This window comes from Maritimibacter sp. (genome assembly GCF_016774595.1).
GTDB lineage: Bacteria > Pseudomonadota > Alphaproteobacteria > Rhodobacterales > Rhodobacteraceae > Maritimibacter > Maritimibacter alkaliphilus.
Map to the genome: position 1 here is coordinate 1,429,933 of NZ_JACBWT010000001.1, position 14,999 is coordinate 1,444,931.

18 protein-coding genes are annotated in these 14,999 nt (G+C 65.0%); 14 read left to right on the plus strand and 4 right to left on the minus strand.

Translation table 11 applies throughout. The features are described from left to right. The first annotated feature begins 79 nt into the window (after window positions 1–79). From dgcA to HOY44_RS07215, 4 genes are all read left to right on the plus strand, one after another. On the plus strand, window positions 80–1,045 hold the full coding sequence (dgcA, locus tag HOY44_RS07200) for an N-acetyl-D-Glu racemase DgcA (RefSeq protein WP_287433923.1): 966 nt from the start codon (window positions 80–82) through the stop codon (window positions 1,043–1,045). Window positions 1,046–1,054: 9 nt separating this feature from the next. Next, on the plus strand, window positions 1,055–1,915 hold the full coding sequence (locus HOY44_RS07205; RefSeq protein ID WP_287433924.1) for a D-amino-acid transaminase: 861 nt from the start codon (window positions 1,055–1,057) through the stop codon (window positions 1,913–1,915). Window positions 1,916–1,996: 81 nt separating this feature from the next. Further along, window positions 1,997–3,442, plus strand: a complete 1,446-nt coding sequence (locus tag HOY44_RS07210; RefSeq protein ID WP_287433927.1) for an OmpA family protein — start codon at window positions 1,997–1,999, stop codon at window positions 3,440–3,442. A 9-nt stretch (window positions 3,443–3,451) separates the two neighbouring features. Then, entirely contained in the window at window positions 3,452–4,042 is a 591-nt protein-coding gene (locus tag HOY44_RS07215; protein WP_008333662.1) for a helix-hairpin-helix domain-containing protein, read from the plus strand. A 67-nt stretch (window positions 4,043–4,109) separates the two neighbouring features. Here HOY44_RS07215 and HOY44_RS07220 read toward each other — a convergent pair whose 3' ends face one another. The 3 genes from HOY44_RS07220 to HOY44_RS07230 form a co-directional block, all read right to left on the minus strand. Beyond that, window positions 4,110–4,904 (minus strand): DODA-type extradiol aromatic ring-opening family dioxygenase, encoded by a 795-nt coding sequence (locus HOY44_RS07220; RefSeq protein ID WP_287433929.1) that lies wholly within the window; start codon window positions 4,902–4,904, stop codon window positions 4,110–4,112. An 89-nt stretch (window positions 4,905–4,993) separates the two neighbouring features. Then, on the minus strand, window positions 4,994–5,308 hold the full coding sequence (locus HOY44_RS07225; protein WP_287433931.1) for a DUF1244 domain-containing protein: 315 nt from the start codon (window positions 5,306–5,308) through the stop codon (window positions 4,994–4,996). Between the two features lie 18 nt (window positions 5,309–5,326). Further along, complete coding sequence (locus HOY44_RS07230; RefSeq protein ID WP_287433932.1) at window positions 5,327–6,067, minus strand: N-formylglutamate amidohydrolase; 741 nt, start codon at window positions 6,065–6,067, stop codon at window positions 5,327–5,329. 153 nt (window positions 6,068–6,220) lie between these two features. Here HOY44_RS07230 and pyk point away from each other — a divergent pair, with 153 nt between their 5' ends. The 9 genes from pyk (at window position 6,221) to HOY44_RS07275 (ending at window position 13,728) form a co-directional block, all read left to right on the plus strand. Continuing rightward, complete coding sequence (gene pyk / locus HOY44_RS07235) at window positions 6,221–7,666, plus strand: pyruvate kinase (RefSeq protein WP_008333657.1); 1,446 nt, start codon at window positions 6,221–6,223, stop codon at window positions 7,664–7,666. Between the two features lie 39 nt (window positions 7,667–7,705). Further along, on the plus strand, window positions 7,706–7,930 hold the full coding sequence (locus tag HOY44_RS07240) for a hypothetical protein (RefSeq protein ID WP_287433934.1): 225 nt from the start codon (window positions 7,706–7,708) through the stop codon (window positions 7,928–7,930). A gap of 109 nt (window positions 7,931–8,039) precedes the next feature. Beyond that, a complete protein-coding gene (gene rpmI / locus HOY44_RS07245; RefSeq protein ID WP_008333655.1) occupies window positions 8,040–8,240 on the plus strand; it encodes a 50S ribosomal protein L35 in 201 nt (66 codons plus the stop codon). A gap of 14 nt (window positions 8,241–8,254) precedes the next feature. Then, window positions 8,255–8,617 (plus strand): 50S ribosomal protein L20, encoded by a 363-nt coding sequence (gene rplT / locus HOY44_RS07250; RefSeq protein ID WP_008333654.1) that lies wholly within the window; start codon window positions 8,255–8,257, stop codon window positions 8,615–8,617. Window positions 8,618–8,835: 218 nt separating this feature from the next. Continuing rightward, entirely contained in the window at window positions 8,836–9,909 is a 1,074-nt protein-coding gene (pheS, locus tag HOY44_RS07255) for a phenylalanine--tRNA ligase subunit alpha (protein WP_287433936.1), read from the plus strand. A gap of 84 nt (window positions 9,910–9,993) precedes the next feature. Then, a complete protein-coding gene (locus HOY44_RS07260) occupies window positions 9,994–10,275 on the plus strand; it encodes a YrhK family protein (RefSeq protein WP_287433938.1) in 282 nt (93 codons plus the stop codon). 2 nt (window positions 10,276–10,277) lie between these two features. After that, window positions 10,278–10,700: an ASCH domain-containing protein gene (locus HOY44_RS07265; RefSeq protein ID WP_287433940.1), complete on the plus strand. Its 423-nt coding sequence runs from the start codon at window positions 10,278–10,280 to the stop codon at window positions 10,698–10,700. A 24-nt stretch (window positions 10,701–10,724) separates the two neighbouring features. Continuing rightward, window positions 10,725–13,130, plus strand: coding sequence for a phenylalanine--tRNA ligase subunit beta (pheT, locus tag HOY44_RS07270; RefSeq protein WP_287433942.1), 2,406 nt, complete (start codon window positions 10,725–10,727; stop codon window positions 13,128–13,130). A gap of 151 nt (window positions 13,131–13,281) precedes the next feature. After that, entirely contained in the window at window positions 13,282–13,728 is a 447-nt protein-coding gene (locus tag HOY44_RS07275; RefSeq protein ID WP_287433944.1) for a YtoQ family protein, read from the plus strand. Window positions 13,729–13,794: 66 nt separating this feature from the next. On the opposite strand, the gene HOY44_RS07280 is transcribed toward HOY44_RS07275, so the two are convergent. Continuing rightward, complete coding sequence (locus tag HOY44_RS07280) at window positions 13,795–14,229, minus strand: hypothetical protein (RefSeq protein WP_287433946.1); 435 nt, start codon at window positions 14,227–14,229, stop codon at window positions 13,795–13,797. 419 nt (window positions 14,230–14,648) lie between these two features. Between HOY44_RS07280 and HOY44_RS07285 the strand changes: the two genes are divergently transcribed. Continuing rightward, window positions 14,649–14,840 carry a PLD nuclease N-terminal domain-containing protein gene (locus HOY44_RS07285; RefSeq protein WP_008333645.1) on the plus strand — a complete coding sequence of 64 codons (192 nt, stop codon included), beginning with the start codon at window positions 14,649–14,651 and terminating at the stop codon, window positions 14,838–14,840. The last annotated feature ends 159 nt before the right edge of the window (window positions 14,841–14,999 follow it).

The window sequence follows — 14,999 nt, forward strand, 5'->3', positions numbered from 1 at the left end:
CTGGGCTGATGCCCCGGACCAAGGCGGGGGCGCTGCCCCCGCACCCCCGAGGTTTCCGGAAACAGAGAAGGAGGACGCGATGCGCCTGTCGGTGACGTCCGAAAGTTTCCCACTGGCCGAGGTGTTCACCATCTCGCGCGGCTCCAAGACGGCGGCCGAGGTCGTGACGGTGCGCGTGTCGGATGGCCGCGCCGAGGGCTGGGGCGAATGCGTGCCCTATGCGCGCTACAATGAGACCATCGCGAGCGTCAGCGCCGAGGTCGAGGGGCTGCCGGAGGATTTCGACCGAACCGCGTTGCAGTCGCTTCTGCCTGCCGGGGCCGCCCGCAACGCCGTGGACTGCGCCCTGTGGGATCTGGAGGCCAAGCACGCAGACAAGCGGGTGTGGGACTTGGCGGGCCTGCCCAAGCCGGGACCGGAGATCACCGCCTATACCCTGTCGCTGGGCGAGCCGGACGCGATGGAGGCGGCCGCGCGCAAGCACGCGCATCGTCCGCTCCTGAAAATCAAGCTCGGCACCGCCGACGACATGGCGCGACTCGAAGCCGTGCGGCGCGGCGCGCCCAAGTCGCGGATCATCGTGGACGCGAACGAGGGCTGGAGCGCCGAGGTCTATTCCGATCTCGCGCCCCACATGGTGCGCCTTGGCGTCGCGCTGGTGGAACAGCCCCTCCCCGCAGGCGAAGACGACATGCTGGCCGAGATCGCGCGCCCCCTGCCCGTCTGCGCCGACGAGTCCTGCCACGACAGTTCGACGCTGGCCGCGCTCAAGGGAAAATACGACGTCATCAACATCAAGCTCGACAAGACCGGCGGGCTGACCGAGGCGCTGCGGCTGCGCGAGGCCGCTCTGGCCGAAGGCTACCGGATCATGGTCGGCTGCATGGTCGGAACCTCGCTCGCCATGGCCCCCGCGACGCTCGTGGCGCAGGGCGCGATGGTGACGGACCTTGACGGCCCGCTGCTTCTCGCCCAAGACCGCGACGAACCGTTGAAATTCGACGAGGCCGGTGTGCACCCGCCCACCCCCGGCCTCTGGGGTTAGGAGACAGCCATGAGCCGCATCGTTTATGTGAACGGGGACTACGTGCCGGAAGAAGAGGCCAAGGTTTCGATCTTCGACCGTGGGTTCCTGATGGCCGATGGCGTCTACGAGGTGACGAGCGTTCTGGGCGGGAAGCTGATCGACTTCGACGGCCACGCCAAGCGGCTGGAACGGTCGTTGAGCGAACTCGATATGGCCATGCCGATGAGTACCGACGATCTGCTCGCCATTCACCGCGAACTGGTCGCCAAGAACGGTATCGACGAGGGGATGATCTACTTGCAGGTCACCCGCGGCGCACCGGGCGACCGCGACTTCGCCTTTCCGCACGAAGACACGCCGCTGACCGTCGTGCTGTTCACTCAGAACAAGCCGGGGCTGGCCGACAGCCCGGTGGCCAAACAGGGCATCAAGGTCATCTCGATCGAGGACATTCGCTGGGGCCGGCGCGACATCAAGACCGTTCAGCTTCTTTACCCGTCGATGGGCAAGATGATGGCGAAGAAGGCGGGCGTGGATGATGCCTGGATGGTCGAAGACGGCGCGGTGACCGAAGGCACGTCGAACAACGCCTATATCGTCAAGAACGGCACGATCATCACGCGGCAGTTGTCCACGGACATCCTGCACGGGATCACCCGCGCCGCCGTGCTGCGCTTTGCCGCCGAAGCGCAGATGAAGGTCGAAGAACGCCCCTTCACCATCGAAGAAGCGCAGAACGCGGACGAGGCGTTCATCACCTCGGCCTCGACCTTCGTCATGCCCGTGGTGGAAGTGGACGGCGCGACCGTGGGCACCGGCAGACCCGGCCCCGTGGCCGCCCGCCTGCGCGAAATCTACCTTGAAGAAAGCCGCAACGCCGCGATCTGACCCTGTTTTTCCTTGAACCATTGGGCCGCATGCGGCCTTGTGGTGCCACACCGGGGGAAAACACCCGAACGGGGGAATGAAATGCGGATATTGCTGGGTCTGGTCCTGTTCGTGGCCGGTATCGCCGGGTTGGCATGGTGGGGCAGCAGCCATCAGGCACGGACCATCGAAGACGAGGTCGAAGTCGCCGCGAAAGGTGTCGTCACGGGTGCGATACACCCGATGCGGGTCGAGGTGTCGGGCCGCGACATCACGCTGACCGGAACGGCCGACACCGAGGACGAGTTGATCGACATCGTCGCCTCGCTCGACGCGGTAGAAGGGCGGCGTGTGGTGCGCTCGGACGATGTCGATGTCCTACCCGTGGCCGACCCCTATGAAACCGCCCTGGCCAAGGGGATCGACGGGTCGCTGTCCCTGACCGGCTCGGCGCCCAGCGCGGCGCAGGCCGAAGTCGCGGCTGGACATGGCGCGACAGGTGCGATGGACCTGCCCCTCGCCTCGGGTGCGCCCGAAGGCTGGACCGAGAGCGTGGGCGCGGGCGTCGACGCGCTGGGGCCGCTGGACGAGGGCAGTTTCGCGCTGACCGGCATGACCGCGATCCTGTCGGGCACCGCCGCCACCCCGCGCGAGGCGAAGGCCGCCACCACCGCGTTGAACGCCCTGCCCGAAGGGATCGACCGGGTCGTCTCGGTCGACGTGCTCGACACCGGCGTCGTGTCGTTCGAACTGATCTACGACGCAGGCGAAGGTCTTTCGGCCTTCGGAACCGTGCCCGAAAACTTCGATGCGCCCGCCATGGCCGAGGCGCTCGGCTTCACCGATATCGCGGGCGACACCACCACCACCTTCGGCATGGATGCTGCGCTCCCCGAGCGGCTGTCCGACCTTCCCGGCCTTCTGCCCGACCTCGAACGTCTGTCGTTGCGCGACGAGGGGGGCCAGATCATCGCGACCGGCGTCGCCTCGCCGGGTCTCGATCCCGGCTATGTCACGTCGGAGCTTCGCGCCGCCCTTGGGGACGACGCCAGAATAGAGATCACCGCCGGCGACGCGCCGGACGACTGGGTGACGCGCACCAACCGTGCGACCGGGGCGGATCAGGTGGCCTCGGCAGGTTACTGGCTTCCGGTCTACGACTTCGAGATTTCCAAACAGGCCTGCAACGATGCCGCGGCGCAGGTGCAGGCGGGGCGTCAGATCCAGTTCGTCACGGGATCGGCCGAGCTCGACACAGCGTCCATGAGCATCATCAACGACATGGCGGGGCTGCTTCTGCATTGCACCGACAAGATCGGAATGCGGGTCACGATTGGCGGGCACACCGACAGCCAAGGCGACGATAACGAGAATTACCGGCTGTCGGTCGCGCGGGCGAATGCCGTGCGCGATGCCCTTGTCGCGCGTGGCGTGCCCGCTGGACGAATGCAGGCGCTGGGGTTCGGCGAGACCGAGCCGATCGCCGACAACGATACGGAAGAAGGGCGCGCGGCCAACCGGCGCACGACCTTCGAATGGCCCAAGTAGGAGGGGCGAATGTTCGAGAACTGGGGTTTTCTCATCACCGAAATGGTCGTGCTCTTGGTGCTTGCCGCCATTCTGGGCCTGATCGTCGGATGGATCGTGTGGGGTCGCCGCAAGGCGCCGACCGCGGCGGTCGGCGAGGTCGAGGTTTTGCGTGCCGAACTCGCCACCTGCCGTGAGGCGGGCACCGATCAGGCCGCCGAGATCGCGCGCCTGCAAGACAAGGTCGCGTCGCTCGAGCGGAGTGAGTCCGGCACCAGCGGTCCGACCGTCGTGCCCACCCGCGAACCGGACCAGCCGCAGGCACCGATTGCCGCCGTCAAGCCAGCGACCATCGACGGGCCGCGCGAAGGCGGGGCGGATGACCTGAAGCAGATCAAGGGCATCGGGCCGAAGCTCGAAACGCTGGTGAACAAGCTCGGCTTTTATCATTTCGACCAGATCGCCGCGTGGACACCGGCCGAGGTGTCATGGGTCGACGACAACCTCGAAGGGTTCAAGGGCCGCGTGACCCGCGACGGCTGGGTCGAACAGGCCCGCGTGCTCGCCGACGGCGGCGCCACGGCTTTTTCCAAAAAGGTGAAGGACGGCGACGTCTACTGAACCCGCCTGTTCCAAGAAAAACGCCCGGTCATTGGCCGGGCGTTTTCGTCTCAGTTCTTAGGGTCGGTCAGTCAAAACGCCAACTCGACGCCGTGACACCGCCAAAGATCCCGTCTTCGTGATAGACGCGCGTGGCCGTCCCGTCCTCGGCCGCACCCAGCGCGGAGAAGAGCGGCACAAGGTGGTCTTCCTGCGCATGACAGATCCGGGCGTAGGGCGCGTCTTCCCAATGGATCAACGCCTCGGTCCGCTTTTCGGGCGCTTGCCCCAACGCGTCCGCCAGCCAATCGTCGAAGGCCTTCGACGGCACCTCGGCCTGCGGTCCGAACCGGCGCAGGTTGTGATAGCTCAGGCCCGATCCGACGATCAGCACCCCCTCGTCACGCAGCGGGGCGAGCGCCCGGCCGATCCTGAAATGCGCTTCCGGGTCGTATCCCTTCAGCATCGACACCTGAAACACCGGCACCTTGGCTTCGGGATACATGATATAGGCCGGAACGAATGTGCCGTGGTCGAACCCTTGCGTGTCGTCGAGCACGGCCTCGATCCCCGCCCCATCGAGCAGTGACTTGACCTTCTCGGCGATCTCCGGCGCACCGGGCGCGGGGTAAACCACGTCATATGTGTGCGGCGGAAACCCGAAATAGTCGTATTCCATGCCGGGTTTTTCGGAGTGCATGACGCGCACTTCGCCCGCTTCCCAGTGGCCCGAGATCATCAGAACCGCTTTCGGCGTTTCCGGCAGCTCGTCCGGCATGGCGGCGAGGCTTTTCTCAAGCACCGCGAAGTTGCGGCGCATGTCTTCGATCCACGGCCAGGGGCCGCCGCCGTGTGAGATGAAATAGGTGGGCATACGTGCCATGGCGATAACTCCGATCGTTTCGACCTAGATAAGCCCACCCGATTGCGCACAGAACCCGTGATGTTCTCACAGTTTCTGTGCAATAAGGATCAGGACTTGTCGGTGACGTTCTCTTTGAAAGCCTTCTCGAAGGCAGCCTGCTTGTCCGGCCCCGCCTCGGTCTGGTTCCCGGCCTTCCAGTCGTCGTAGGGCATGCCGTAGAAAATCTCGCGGCCCTTGTCCTTCGACATGTCGATCCCGCGTTCGTTCGCGGCTTCCTGATACCAGCGCGACAGGCAGTTGCGGCAGAACCCGGCGAGGTTCATCAGGTCGATGTTCTGCACATCCGGCCGATCCTCCATCAAGTGCTGGCGCAGGCGGCGGAACGCGGCGGCTTCAAGTTCGATACGGGTCTGGTCGTCCATTCGGTCCTCCATCATGTCTCAAAGATCGGCCTTCGCCCGCACCTCTTCAAGGATCGGGGCAAGCCGTGCGGCCCAGTCGTATTGCTGCTGGTCGGTCTCGATCAGGTCGTTGCGCACTTCGATCAGCACGTTCGCACGGCCATGAAGGGTCGCGTGCCGGTCGACGCTGTCACCGTCCAGATGGCCGCCATAGGGCTCGTTCGCGCCGACGACGAGATCGGTTTCCCGGTGCAATCGCTCGATCAGCGGTGCCGAAAAGCGTTCGTCCTCGGCATAGAGCACGCCAACATGCCACGGGCGCGGATCGCGGCCGCGAAGCTGGCGCGTGAAGGAATGGATCGCGACATAGATCGTATCGTCCTGCCGCGCGGCCAGCCGCGCGACCTCCTGATGATACGGGCGGTAGCACAGGTTGAGCCGACGCTCTTTCTCGGCCTGCCCCGCGTGACGATTGGCCGGGATGATCGAGCCGTCATAAAGCTTCATCAGAAGCGTCGGGTCGTCCTCGCCCCGGTTCGGGTCGATCACGAGGCGGGAAAAGTTCGAGCAGATGCAGGGGCTGTCCAGAAGTTCCGCAAGCGCAAGGCTCACCCCCGCCGCGCCGGGATCATATGCGATATGGCGTGCCATGTCTTCGGGCGGCAGGCCAAGGTCACCGCCCGCCACCTCGGCGGGCACGGTGTTCGTCGCGTGGTCGCAGGTGACGAGCCAGCGGCCGGGCCGGTCCTCGCCGAAGGTGTGAAACGGGTGATACGTCATGCGCCTGTCGTGATTTTCGCCAAACCTGCGTAGCGGAGACGCAGGCAAAGCAAAAGGCCCGCTTTTTGCCCGCGATTTCAGCAGTTGCCGTTGCGATAGGCACAGGCACCGGATACAGACGATGCGACTGTTACCGCAAACAGACGAGGCACAATGACACGCTCCCGCAATACCAAGATCGTCGCGACGCTCGGACCCGCATCCTCCACCCGCGAGATGATCCGCGCCCTGTCCGACGCGGGGGCGGACGTCTTCCGCCTCAATATGTCCCACGGCTCGCATGACGAGCACCGCGCCCGCCATGCCGCGATCCGCGAAGTCGAAAAGGAAACCGGACGGCCGATCGCGATTCTCGCCGACCTCCAAGGGCCGAAACTGCGCTGCGGCACGTTCATCGCGGAAGCCGCGGATATCGAAGAGGGCGACATGTTCCGCTTCGACCTCGATCCCGCGCCGGGCAACAACCATCGCGTTTGCCTCCCCCACAAGGAGATTTTTCAGGCGTTGGAAGTCGGATCGACCCTGCTGGTCAATGACGGCAAGATGCGCCTGAAGGTCAAGGAATGCGGGGACGACTTCGCCAATTGCGAGGTCATCGTGGGCGGCACGATTTCGGACCGCAAGGGCGTGAACGTGCCGGACGTCGTGCTCCCCCTCGCGGCGCTGTCGCCCAAGGACAAGGAAGACCTCGAATTCGCCTGCCAGTTGGGCGTCGACTGGCTTGCCCTTTCTTTCGTGCAGCGTGCCGCCGACGTGGAAGAGGCCCGCGCCCTAGCACAGGGTCGCGCCGCGGTTCTGTCGAAGATCGAGAAACCCTCCGCCGTGCGTGATTTCGACGCCATCCTCGACGCCTCGGACGGAATCATGGTCGCCCGTGGCGATCTGGGTGTGGAACTGCCCGTCCAGAACGTGCCGCCGATTCAGAAGCGCCTCGTCCATGCCTGCCGCCGCGCCGCGAAACCCGTGATCGTGGCGACGCAGATGATGGAATCGATGATCGAAAGCCCGGTGCCGACCCGCGCCGAGGTGTCGGACGTCGCCAACGCCATCTACGAAGGCGCCGATGCGATCATGCTGTCGGCGGAATCCGCCGCCGGGAACTACCCCCGCGAAGCGGTGGCGACGATGAACAACGTGGCGGTCGAGGTGGAAAGCGACCCGACCTATCGCGACGTGATCGACCGCTCGCGCACCGTGGAACGCACGACCATCGCCGACGGGATCGTCTCGGCGGCCCGTGAGATCGCGGAAGCGACCGAGATCAAGGTCATCGCCTGTTTCACGCAATCCGGGACCACGGCGCTGCTGGTCGCGCGCGAGCGGCCGCATGTGCCGATCATCGCGCTCACCCCGCTGACCGGAACGGCGCGTCGCCTGTGCCTGTCGTGGGGCGTTCAAAGCTTCATGACCGGGCGGATCGACCGGTTCAAGATGGCGGTCGTCGCGGCGGCCCGCGCGGCGCGCACCTCGGGCATCGCGACCGAGGACGACCAGATCGTCGTGACTGCCGGCGTGCCGTTCAACGTGCCCGGCACCACCAACATCCTGCGCGTCGCCCCCTGCGCCGAAAGATTGATTTTCGCCACCGACCCTGAATAACTGGGACCATGTTCTCAGACTTCAGCGGCCGGGTGCGCGATGCCCTTTGACCTCTACATGGTGATCGGCGTCATCATCCTCGCCCTCGCCATTCCGTCCGCCATGGGCGCATGGATCGACCGGCGCCCGCCCCGTGTCTCAGCCCTGCTGATCGTTGTGGGCGGGGGTCTGATCGGATATGCGATCACGCAGAAACCGGGCGGCTACAGCCTTGCCGACGTGCCCGAGGCCTTCGTCAACGTGATCGGCCACTATTTCTTCTGATCCCCCTTGCCAGACGAGGCCAACCCCCGTATACGCCGCATTTCCAAGCGCGGCCGGCTCGAGAGGCATGCCGAGTCGCGTGTCACGTCAAAGATATACGGAGACGCAAATGCCCAAGATGAAGACCAAATCGAGCTGCAAAAAGCGGTTCAAGGTGTCTGCCACCGGCAAGGTGATCAGCGGTCAGGCCGGCAAACGCCACGGCATGATCAAACGCCACAAGAAATTCATCCGCGACGCACGCGGGACAACTGTCATGTCGGCTCCTGACGCGAAAATCGTCAAGTCGATGATGCCCTACGACCGCTAAGAGGAGGCACGACCATGTCCCGAGTCAAAGGTGGAACCACGACCCACGCCCGCCACAAGAAGGTGCTCGACGCCGCGAAAGGCTACTACGGCCGCCGCTCGACCAACTTCAAGACCGCCACGCAGGCCGTCGACAAGGCGAACCAGTACGCCACGCGCGACCGCAAGAACCGCAAGCGGAACTTCCGTTCGCTGTGGATCCAGCGCATCAACGCCGCCGTGCGCGCGCATGACGAGGCGCTAACCTACTCGAAATTCATCAACGGCCTCGCCACCGCCGGGATCGAAGTGGACCGCAAGGTTCTCGCCGACCTCGCCGTGAACGAGCCGGATGCGTTCGGTGCCATCGTCGATAAGGCGAAGGCCGCGCTCGCGTAAGCTTTTCCCGTAAGGGATTTGGAAACACAGGAAGCCGCGGACCTCGCAGGGGGTCTGCGGCTTCTTTGCTTTCCGGCACCGCTCATCCGAGCCTCTGGCTCGTCTTCGCGGGGTCCGGGCGCAGCGGGGCCAAGGGCCTTGGAGAGCCGGGGCCGGAGCACTTGCAAACACCCCCTCCTGTGCTAGCAGAAGGGCGACTGAAACCAAGGGGGTCCGGGATGGACGATCTGAGGCAGAAATATCTGGAACTGGTGGCCGGGGCCGCCGACGAAGCGACGCTCGAAGACATCCGCCTTCAGGCCGTCGGCAAGAAGGGCGAAGTGGCGCTGGCCATGCGCGAGCTTGGCAAGATGACGCCGGAAGAGCGTCAGGTGCAGGGGCCGAAGCTGAACGCGCTGAAGGACGAGATCAACTCGGCCCTCGCCGCCAAGAAATCGGCCCTCGCAGATGCAGCGCTGGACGAGCGTCTCCGGGGCGAATGGCTCGACGTCACCCTGCCCGCCCGCGACCGGCGCGTCGGCACGATCCACCCTGTGAGCCAAGTGACCGAGGAAGTGACCACGATCTTCGCCGACATGGGTTTCGCCGTCGCCGAAGGCCCGCAGATCGAAGACGATTTCCACAACTTCGACGCGCTCAACATCCCGCCGCACCACCCCGCGCGGCAGGAGCACGACACCTTCTTCATGCACCGCGATCCGGGCGACAATCGCCCACCGCATGTGCTGCGCACCCACACCAGCCCCGTGCAGATCCGCGCGATGCAAAAGCAGGGCGCACCGATCCGCGTGATCGCGCCGGGCCGTGTGTATCGTTCGGACTACGATCAGACCCACACGCCGATGTTCCATCAGGTCGAAGGCCTCGCCATCGACCGCGATATCTCGATGGCGAACCTCAAGTGGACGCTTGAGGAATTCTGCCGCGCCTATTTCGAGGTGGACGAAGTCGAACTGCGCTTCCGCGCCTCACACTTCCCGTTCACCGAGCCGTCGGCGGAAGTCGATCTGCGCTGCTCGTGGGAGGGCGGACAGCTCAAGGTCGGTCAGGGCGATGACTGGATGGAAATTCTCGGGAGCGGCATGGTCCACCCCAAGGTGCTCGAGGCCGCAGGCGTCGACCCGACCCAATGGCAGGGCTTCGCCTTCGGCATGGGCATCGACCGGATCGCCATGCTGAAATACGGCATCCCGGACCTGCGCGCTTTCTTCGACAGCGACCTTCGCTGGCTCCGCCACTACGGCTTCGCCGCACTGGATATGCCGACGATGCGGGGGGGCTTGTCGCGATAGATCGAAACCGTAGGGCGGGTGCGAACCCGCCTTGCCCGGACATCGGTGGGTTGTCACCCACCCTACGAGAGGACGAAAACACGAATGCCCCTCTTCCGACACGAAAACCGACAGCAGTCCGAGGCAGCCCGCGACCTCTATGCGAAGTATGAGATCGCCTACACGGTCGTCGATTTCGTGGCGGCCATCTGTTTCGTGGTGGGGTCGTTCCTGTTTTTCTCGGACGCGACGCAATACGCGGCCACGTGGCTTTTCGTGATCGGCTCGTTCTGCTTCGCGGCCAAACCGACCATCCGCCTGATCCGCGAAATCAAGCTCTACCGCATGGGCAAATACGAAACGCTGGCCGAACGGGCCGAGGATTGACCATGACAGACGACATGGAAGACCTGAACCAGACCTATCCCGGTGCGGGCAACTTCACCTTCGGGGACACCCCGAAGCTTTGCGCGGACCTGCTCGCGCTCGTGCGCGCTGGGACCAAGACCGCGACTTGTGAGCGGCTGTCGGAGTTCGACGGCGACCCCGATGCGCGCCCCAAGGTGGGCCGCTGCGACATCGCGATGAACTGGGACGGCACCCCCGCGCTCGTCATCCGCACGACGCAGGTGGACGAGGTGGCGTTCAAGGACGTGACCGAAGAGATGGCGCTGGCCGAGGGCGAAAACGACGACCTCGCAGGCTGGCGCGCAGACCACGAGGCCTATTTCACCCGCAACGGCGGGTTCGACGAGAACATGATGCTGCTCTTCGAGCACTTCGAACTGGTAGAGGATCTGGCAGACCGCTGAGCGGTGCCGAACGAGGACAAGACGATGAAATTCACACTCTCCTGGCTGAAAGACCACCTCGACACCACCGCCTCGGTGGACGAGATCGCGGAAACCCTGACCGACCTCGGGCTCGAGATCGAAGAGGTCATCAACCCCGCTGATCGGCTGGGCGTCTTCACGCTGGCCAAGGTCAAACATGCCGAGCAGCACCCGGATGCCGACCGTCTGCGCGTCTGCACGGTCGAGACCGACGAGGGCGACAAGCAGATCGTCTGCGGCGCGCCGAACGCGCGGGCCGGGATCACGGTCGTGCTCGCCAAACCCGGCGACTATGTGCCGGGGATCGACGTGACGCTGAGCGTCGGCAAGATCCGCGGTGTCGAGAGCCACGGCATGATGGCATCGGAGCGTGAGCTGGAGCTGTCGGACGAGCATGACGGGATCATCGAACTGCCCTCCGGCGACGTGGGCCAGAAATTCGTCGATTGGCTGGCCGAGAACGATCCTTCCAAGGTCGACCCGGTGTTCGACATCGCGATCACCCCGAACCGCCCCGATGCGCTGGGTGTGCGCGGCGTGGCGCGCGATCTGGCGGCACGTGGTCTTGGCACACTGAAGCCCGCGCCGGAAGCGAACGTGAAAGGCACCTTCAAGAGTCCGATCAACGTCACCATCGACGGCGATACCCAAGGCGACGATGGCTGCTACATCTTCCAAGGCCGCCTTATCAAAGGCGTGAAGAACGGCCCCAGCCCCGCGTGGCTGCAAAAGCGGCTAAAGGCCATCGGTCTGCGTCCGATCTCGGCGCTGGTCGATGTGACGAACTTTTTCACCTACGACCAGAACCGCCCGCTCCACGTTTTCGACGCGGACAAGGTTCAGGGCGACCTGCGCATCCACAAGACGACCGGGGGCGAGCAACTACTGGCGCTCGACGAAAAGACCTACACGTTCGAGCCGGGGATGGTGGTCATTTCCGATGACCGGGGCGTCGAAAGCGTGGCCGGCATCATGGGCGGTGAGGAGTCGGGCTGCACCGAGGATACCGTGAACGTCTTCCTCGAAGCCGCCGTGTGGGAGCCGATCCAGATCGCGCGCACGGGCCGCGCGCTCAAGATCAACTCGGATGCGCGGTATCGCAACGAACGCGGGATCGACCCGGCGTTCAACCCGCTGGCGATCGAACTGGCGACGCAGATGATCCTTGATCTGTGCGGCGGCGAGGCGTCCGAGGTGGTGACGGCAGGCGAGGTGCCGAACACCGACCGCGCCTACAAGCTCGACACCGACCGCTGTTCGTCGCTTGTCGGCATGGACATCCCGGCCGAAACGCAGCGCGCCTCGCTCAAGGCGCTCGGCTTCGTCATGGAGGGCGACATGGCCCACGTGCCGTCGTGGCGCCCCGACGTGCTGGGCGAGGCCGACCTGGTCGAAGAGGTCGCCCGTATCGCATCGCTGACCAAGCTGGTGGGCAAGCCGATGTCGCGCGCTTCGACCGGCGTGCCGAAACCCGTTCTGACCCCGATGCAGGTGCGCGAGAACTCCGGCCGGCGCACCGCGGCGGCGCTCGGCTACAACGAATGCGTGACCTACAGCTTCATCGACGCGGCCAGCGCCGCGCTGTTCGCGGGTGGCGAGGATGCCACCAAGCTCGAAAACCCGATCTCGTCCGAGATGAGCCACATGCGCCCCGACCTGCTGCCGGGGCTGCTTCAGGCCGCCGCCCGCAATCAGGCCCGTGGGTTCATGGACCTCGCCCTGTTCGAGGTCGGTGCGATCTGGCATGGCGGCGAACCGGAGGAGCAACGTCTGGCGATCTCCGGCATTCTCGTCGGGGCGACGGGGCCGAAGGACGTGCATGGTGCGGCGCGCGGGTTCGACATCTATGACGCCAAAGCCGACGCCGAGGCGATCCTCGCCGCGATGGGCGCGCCCGCGAAGGTGCAGATCCTGCGCGGTGCCGAAGGCTGGTGGCATCCGGGTCGGCACGGCAAGATTTGTCTGGGCCCGAAAAAGGTGCTCGGCGTCTTCGGCGAGTTGCACCCCAAGGTGCTGGCCGAGATGGACGTGAAGGGGCCGGCGGTCGCCTTCACCCTTTATCCCGAGGAAATCCCGCTGCCGCGCAAATCGAACGCGACCCGGCCCGCGCTGACGATCTCGGATCTTCAGCCGGTCGAACGTGACTTCGCCTTCGTGGTCGATGCGGATGTCGAGGCGCTGACGCTGGTCAACGCCGCCGCGGGCGCCGACAAGGCGTTGATCGAGGACGTGCGCGTGTTCGATCAGTTCACCGGCGGCAAGCTGGGTGAGGCCGGGCAGAAATCCATCGCGATCACCGTGCGGATGCAGCCGACCGACGCCACGTTGACCGAGAAGGAGATCGAGGCGGTGGCCGCCAAGATCGTGGAAAAGGTGGGCAAAGCCACCGGCGGCACGCTGCGCGGCTGACCGTAAGCCTGCATCTTGAGTGGGGTCGAACGGGCAGAGCCCGTCCGACCCGCCGGGGGGCCAGCCCCCCGGACCCCCCGAGGTATTTGGGGACCAGAGAAGCAGGGCCCCGGTGCCAGCAGCCCGAACGACACAGACAGAGAGGTTCATCATGCTGAAAGTTTATCTGTCCGGCGAAATCCACACGGACTGGCGCGAGCGGATCATCGACGGCTCGCAGGGGCTGGACGTGACATTCTCGTCGCCCGTCACCGATCATGCGGCGTCCGACGATTGCGGCGTGGCGATCATGGGGGAGGAGTCGGACAAGTTCTGGCACGACCACAAGGGCGCCAAACTGAACGCGATCCGCACCCGCAAGGGGATCGAGGACGCCGATGTCGTGGTCGTGCGTTTCGGCGAGAAATACAAGCAGTGGAACGCGGCTTTCGACGCAGGTATGGCGGCCGCTCTGGGCAAGTCTCTGGTGATCCTGCAACCGGCCGAACATGACCACGCGCTGAAGGAGGTCGATGCCGCCGCACTTGCCGTGACGCGCACACCTGGAGAAGTGGTGGACATTCTGCGGTACGTGCTGACCGGCAAACTGCCGACCTGACATATAAAAAGGGGCGCCCGGATGGACGCCCCTTTGCGGAAGCACTCACGCTTCCACGGCCCGGTATCAGTTGGACATGACCGTTCCGTCGACAGTCGCGCCACCGCTGACCGAGGTGTCGTCCAGCAGGTCCGAGGTCGCATTGGCAAGGTCGTCGCCCGCGTCCTGCACCGTGCCCGTCACGTCGTCGAGCGCGGTCTCGGCGGACTGCATCGTCTCGTCTTCCATGCCCTGCACGGCGCCACCGACATTCGCGCTGGCGCTGGCCTGCGCGCTGGCGGCTTCGTTGCGCTCCACCATGCCGTCGCCGTTGGTGTCGTACATGGTCAGCGCGGCCTGCGCATTGGCACCGAAGGCCGCTTCGAGTTCCGCCATCTCGAGCACCCGGTCGCCGTTCTGATCGATGCCATCGAAGCTCATCGTCTGAGCCGAGGCCGTTGTGGCGACCAGGGCGGCGCCGAATGCGAGCGGGAGGATGGTCAGGGTCTTGGTCGGTTTCATGATCGTTTCCTTTCATGGTTACGTTCGGGGGTCCGATGCCCCTCGCCTCAGACCAAACAACGATGCGCGGCGGTTTGAAGCCCCCGGCGGCAGCGGCCCGGCGATTCAGCGACCGTTCGCCAAGGGGCGGCTGAACCTTGCCCGCCGTGAGCGGGAAAGGCGGCGGGGTTCGGCAGCGCATTGCCGACACAGGGCCGGGCAGTGGTTTTCGCGCCGCGGGATGGAACTTTTTGGCCGTTGGCATGTCCTGCGCGACTTACAGGCCGTGATCCCGAAGACCTGCGAGCCGGCAGTCTTGATGGCCTGAAGCGACGCGCCTGCAAGCACTTATGCGCCCGCAGGGAACATGCGCGGGTGTGCCTGCGTTCATTCTCCAAATCCAAAGGTCGCTCTACGACCGATCCTGAATGGAGATACACATGTTCGAACTTTCTGGCCTTTTCGGCATCATTCTTCTGGCGCTCGACATCTGGGCGCTGATCTCGATCTTCTCGTCCGGCGCATCGACGGGTTCCAAAGTGCTCTGGGCGCTGCTCGTCATCATCCTGCCGCTTCTCGGCTTCATCATCTGGCTCGTCGCCGGTCCGAAGTCGAACCGCGCTGCGGTCTAACCTGAGGCGTGCTTCGCGCGCCCCACGTGTTTCACGCCCCCGCCGCAGCCGATCTGCGGCGGGGTTTCGCGTTCCGGCCCTTCCAGTTTTTTTGCACCCCGTGTTAAGGTTTACGCAGGGCCGAGTGCGTGGTCCGGGCAGCATGGGAGCATCGCTGGA

Excerpts from the sequence above, each read along its gene's own strand:
- pheT (WP_287433942.1), top strand. The coding sequence starts at position 10,725 with ATGAAATTCACACTCTCCTGGCTGAAAGACCACCTCGACACCACCGCC.
- HOY44_RS07230 (WP_287433932.1), bottom strand. The coding sequence starts at position 6,067 with ATGACGTATCACCCGTTTCACACCTTCGGCGAGGACCGGCCCGGCCGC.
- HOY44_RS07205 (WP_287433924.1), top strand. The coding sequence starts at position 1,055 with ATGAGCCGCATCGTTTATGTGAACGGGGACTACGTGCCGGAAGAAGAG.
- HOY44_RS07285 (WP_008333645.1), top strand. The coding sequence starts at position 14,649 with ATGTTCGAACTTTCTGGCCTTTTCGGCATCATTCTTCTGGCGCTCGAC.
- rplT (WP_008333654.1), top strand. The coding sequence starts at position 8,255 with ATGTCCCGAGTCAAAGGTGGAACCACGACCCACGCCCGCCACAAGAAG.
- rpmI (WP_008333655.1), top strand. The coding sequence starts at position 8,040 with ATGCCCAAGATGAAGACCAAATCGAGCTGCAAAAAGCGGTTCAAGGTG.
- HOY44_RS07260 (WP_287433938.1), top strand. The coding sequence starts at position 9,994 with ATGCCCCTCTTCCGACACGAAAACCGACAGCAGTCCGAGGCAGCCCGC.
- HOY44_RS07280 (WP_287433946.1), bottom strand. The coding sequence starts at position 14,229 with ATGAAACCGACCAAGACCCTGACCATCCTCCCGCTCGCATTCGGCGCC.
- HOY44_RS07240 (WP_287433934.1), top strand. The coding sequence starts at position 7,706 with ATGCCCTTTGACCTCTACATGGTGATCGGCGTCATCATCCTCGCCCTC.
- dgcA (WP_287433923.1), top strand. The coding sequence starts at position 80 with ATGCGCCTGTCGGTGACGTCCGAAAGTTTCCCACTGGCCGAGGTGTTC.
- HOY44_RS07210 (WP_287433927.1), top strand. The coding sequence starts at position 1,997 with ATGCGGATATTGCTGGGTCTGGTCCTGTTCGTGGCCGGTATCGCCGGG.
- HOY44_RS07225 (WP_287433931.1), bottom strand. The coding sequence starts at position 5,308 with ATGGACGACCAGACCCGTATCGAACTTGAAGCCGCCGCGTTCCGCCGC.
- HOY44_RS07265 (WP_287433940.1), top strand. The coding sequence starts at position 10,278 with ATGACAGACGACATGGAAGACCTGAACCAGACCTATCCCGGTGCGGGC.
- HOY44_RS07275 (WP_287433944.1), top strand. The coding sequence starts at position 13,282 with ATGCTGAAAGTTTATCTGTCCGGCGAAATCCACACGGACTGGCGCGAG.
- HOY44_RS07220 (WP_287433929.1), bottom strand. The coding sequence starts at position 4,904 with ATGGCACGTATGCCCACCTATTTCATCTCACACGGCGGCGGCCCCTGG.
- pyk (WP_008333657.1), top strand. The coding sequence starts at position 6,221 with ATGACACGCTCCCGCAATACCAAGATCGTCGCGACGCTCGGACCCGCA.
- pheS (WP_287433936.1), top strand. The coding sequence starts at position 8,836 with ATGGACGATCTGAGGCAGAAATATCTGGAACTGGTGGCCGGGGCCGCC.
- HOY44_RS07215 (WP_008333662.1), top strand. The coding sequence starts at position 3,452 with ATGTTCGAGAACTGGGGTTTTCTCATCACCGAAATGGTCGTGCTCTTG.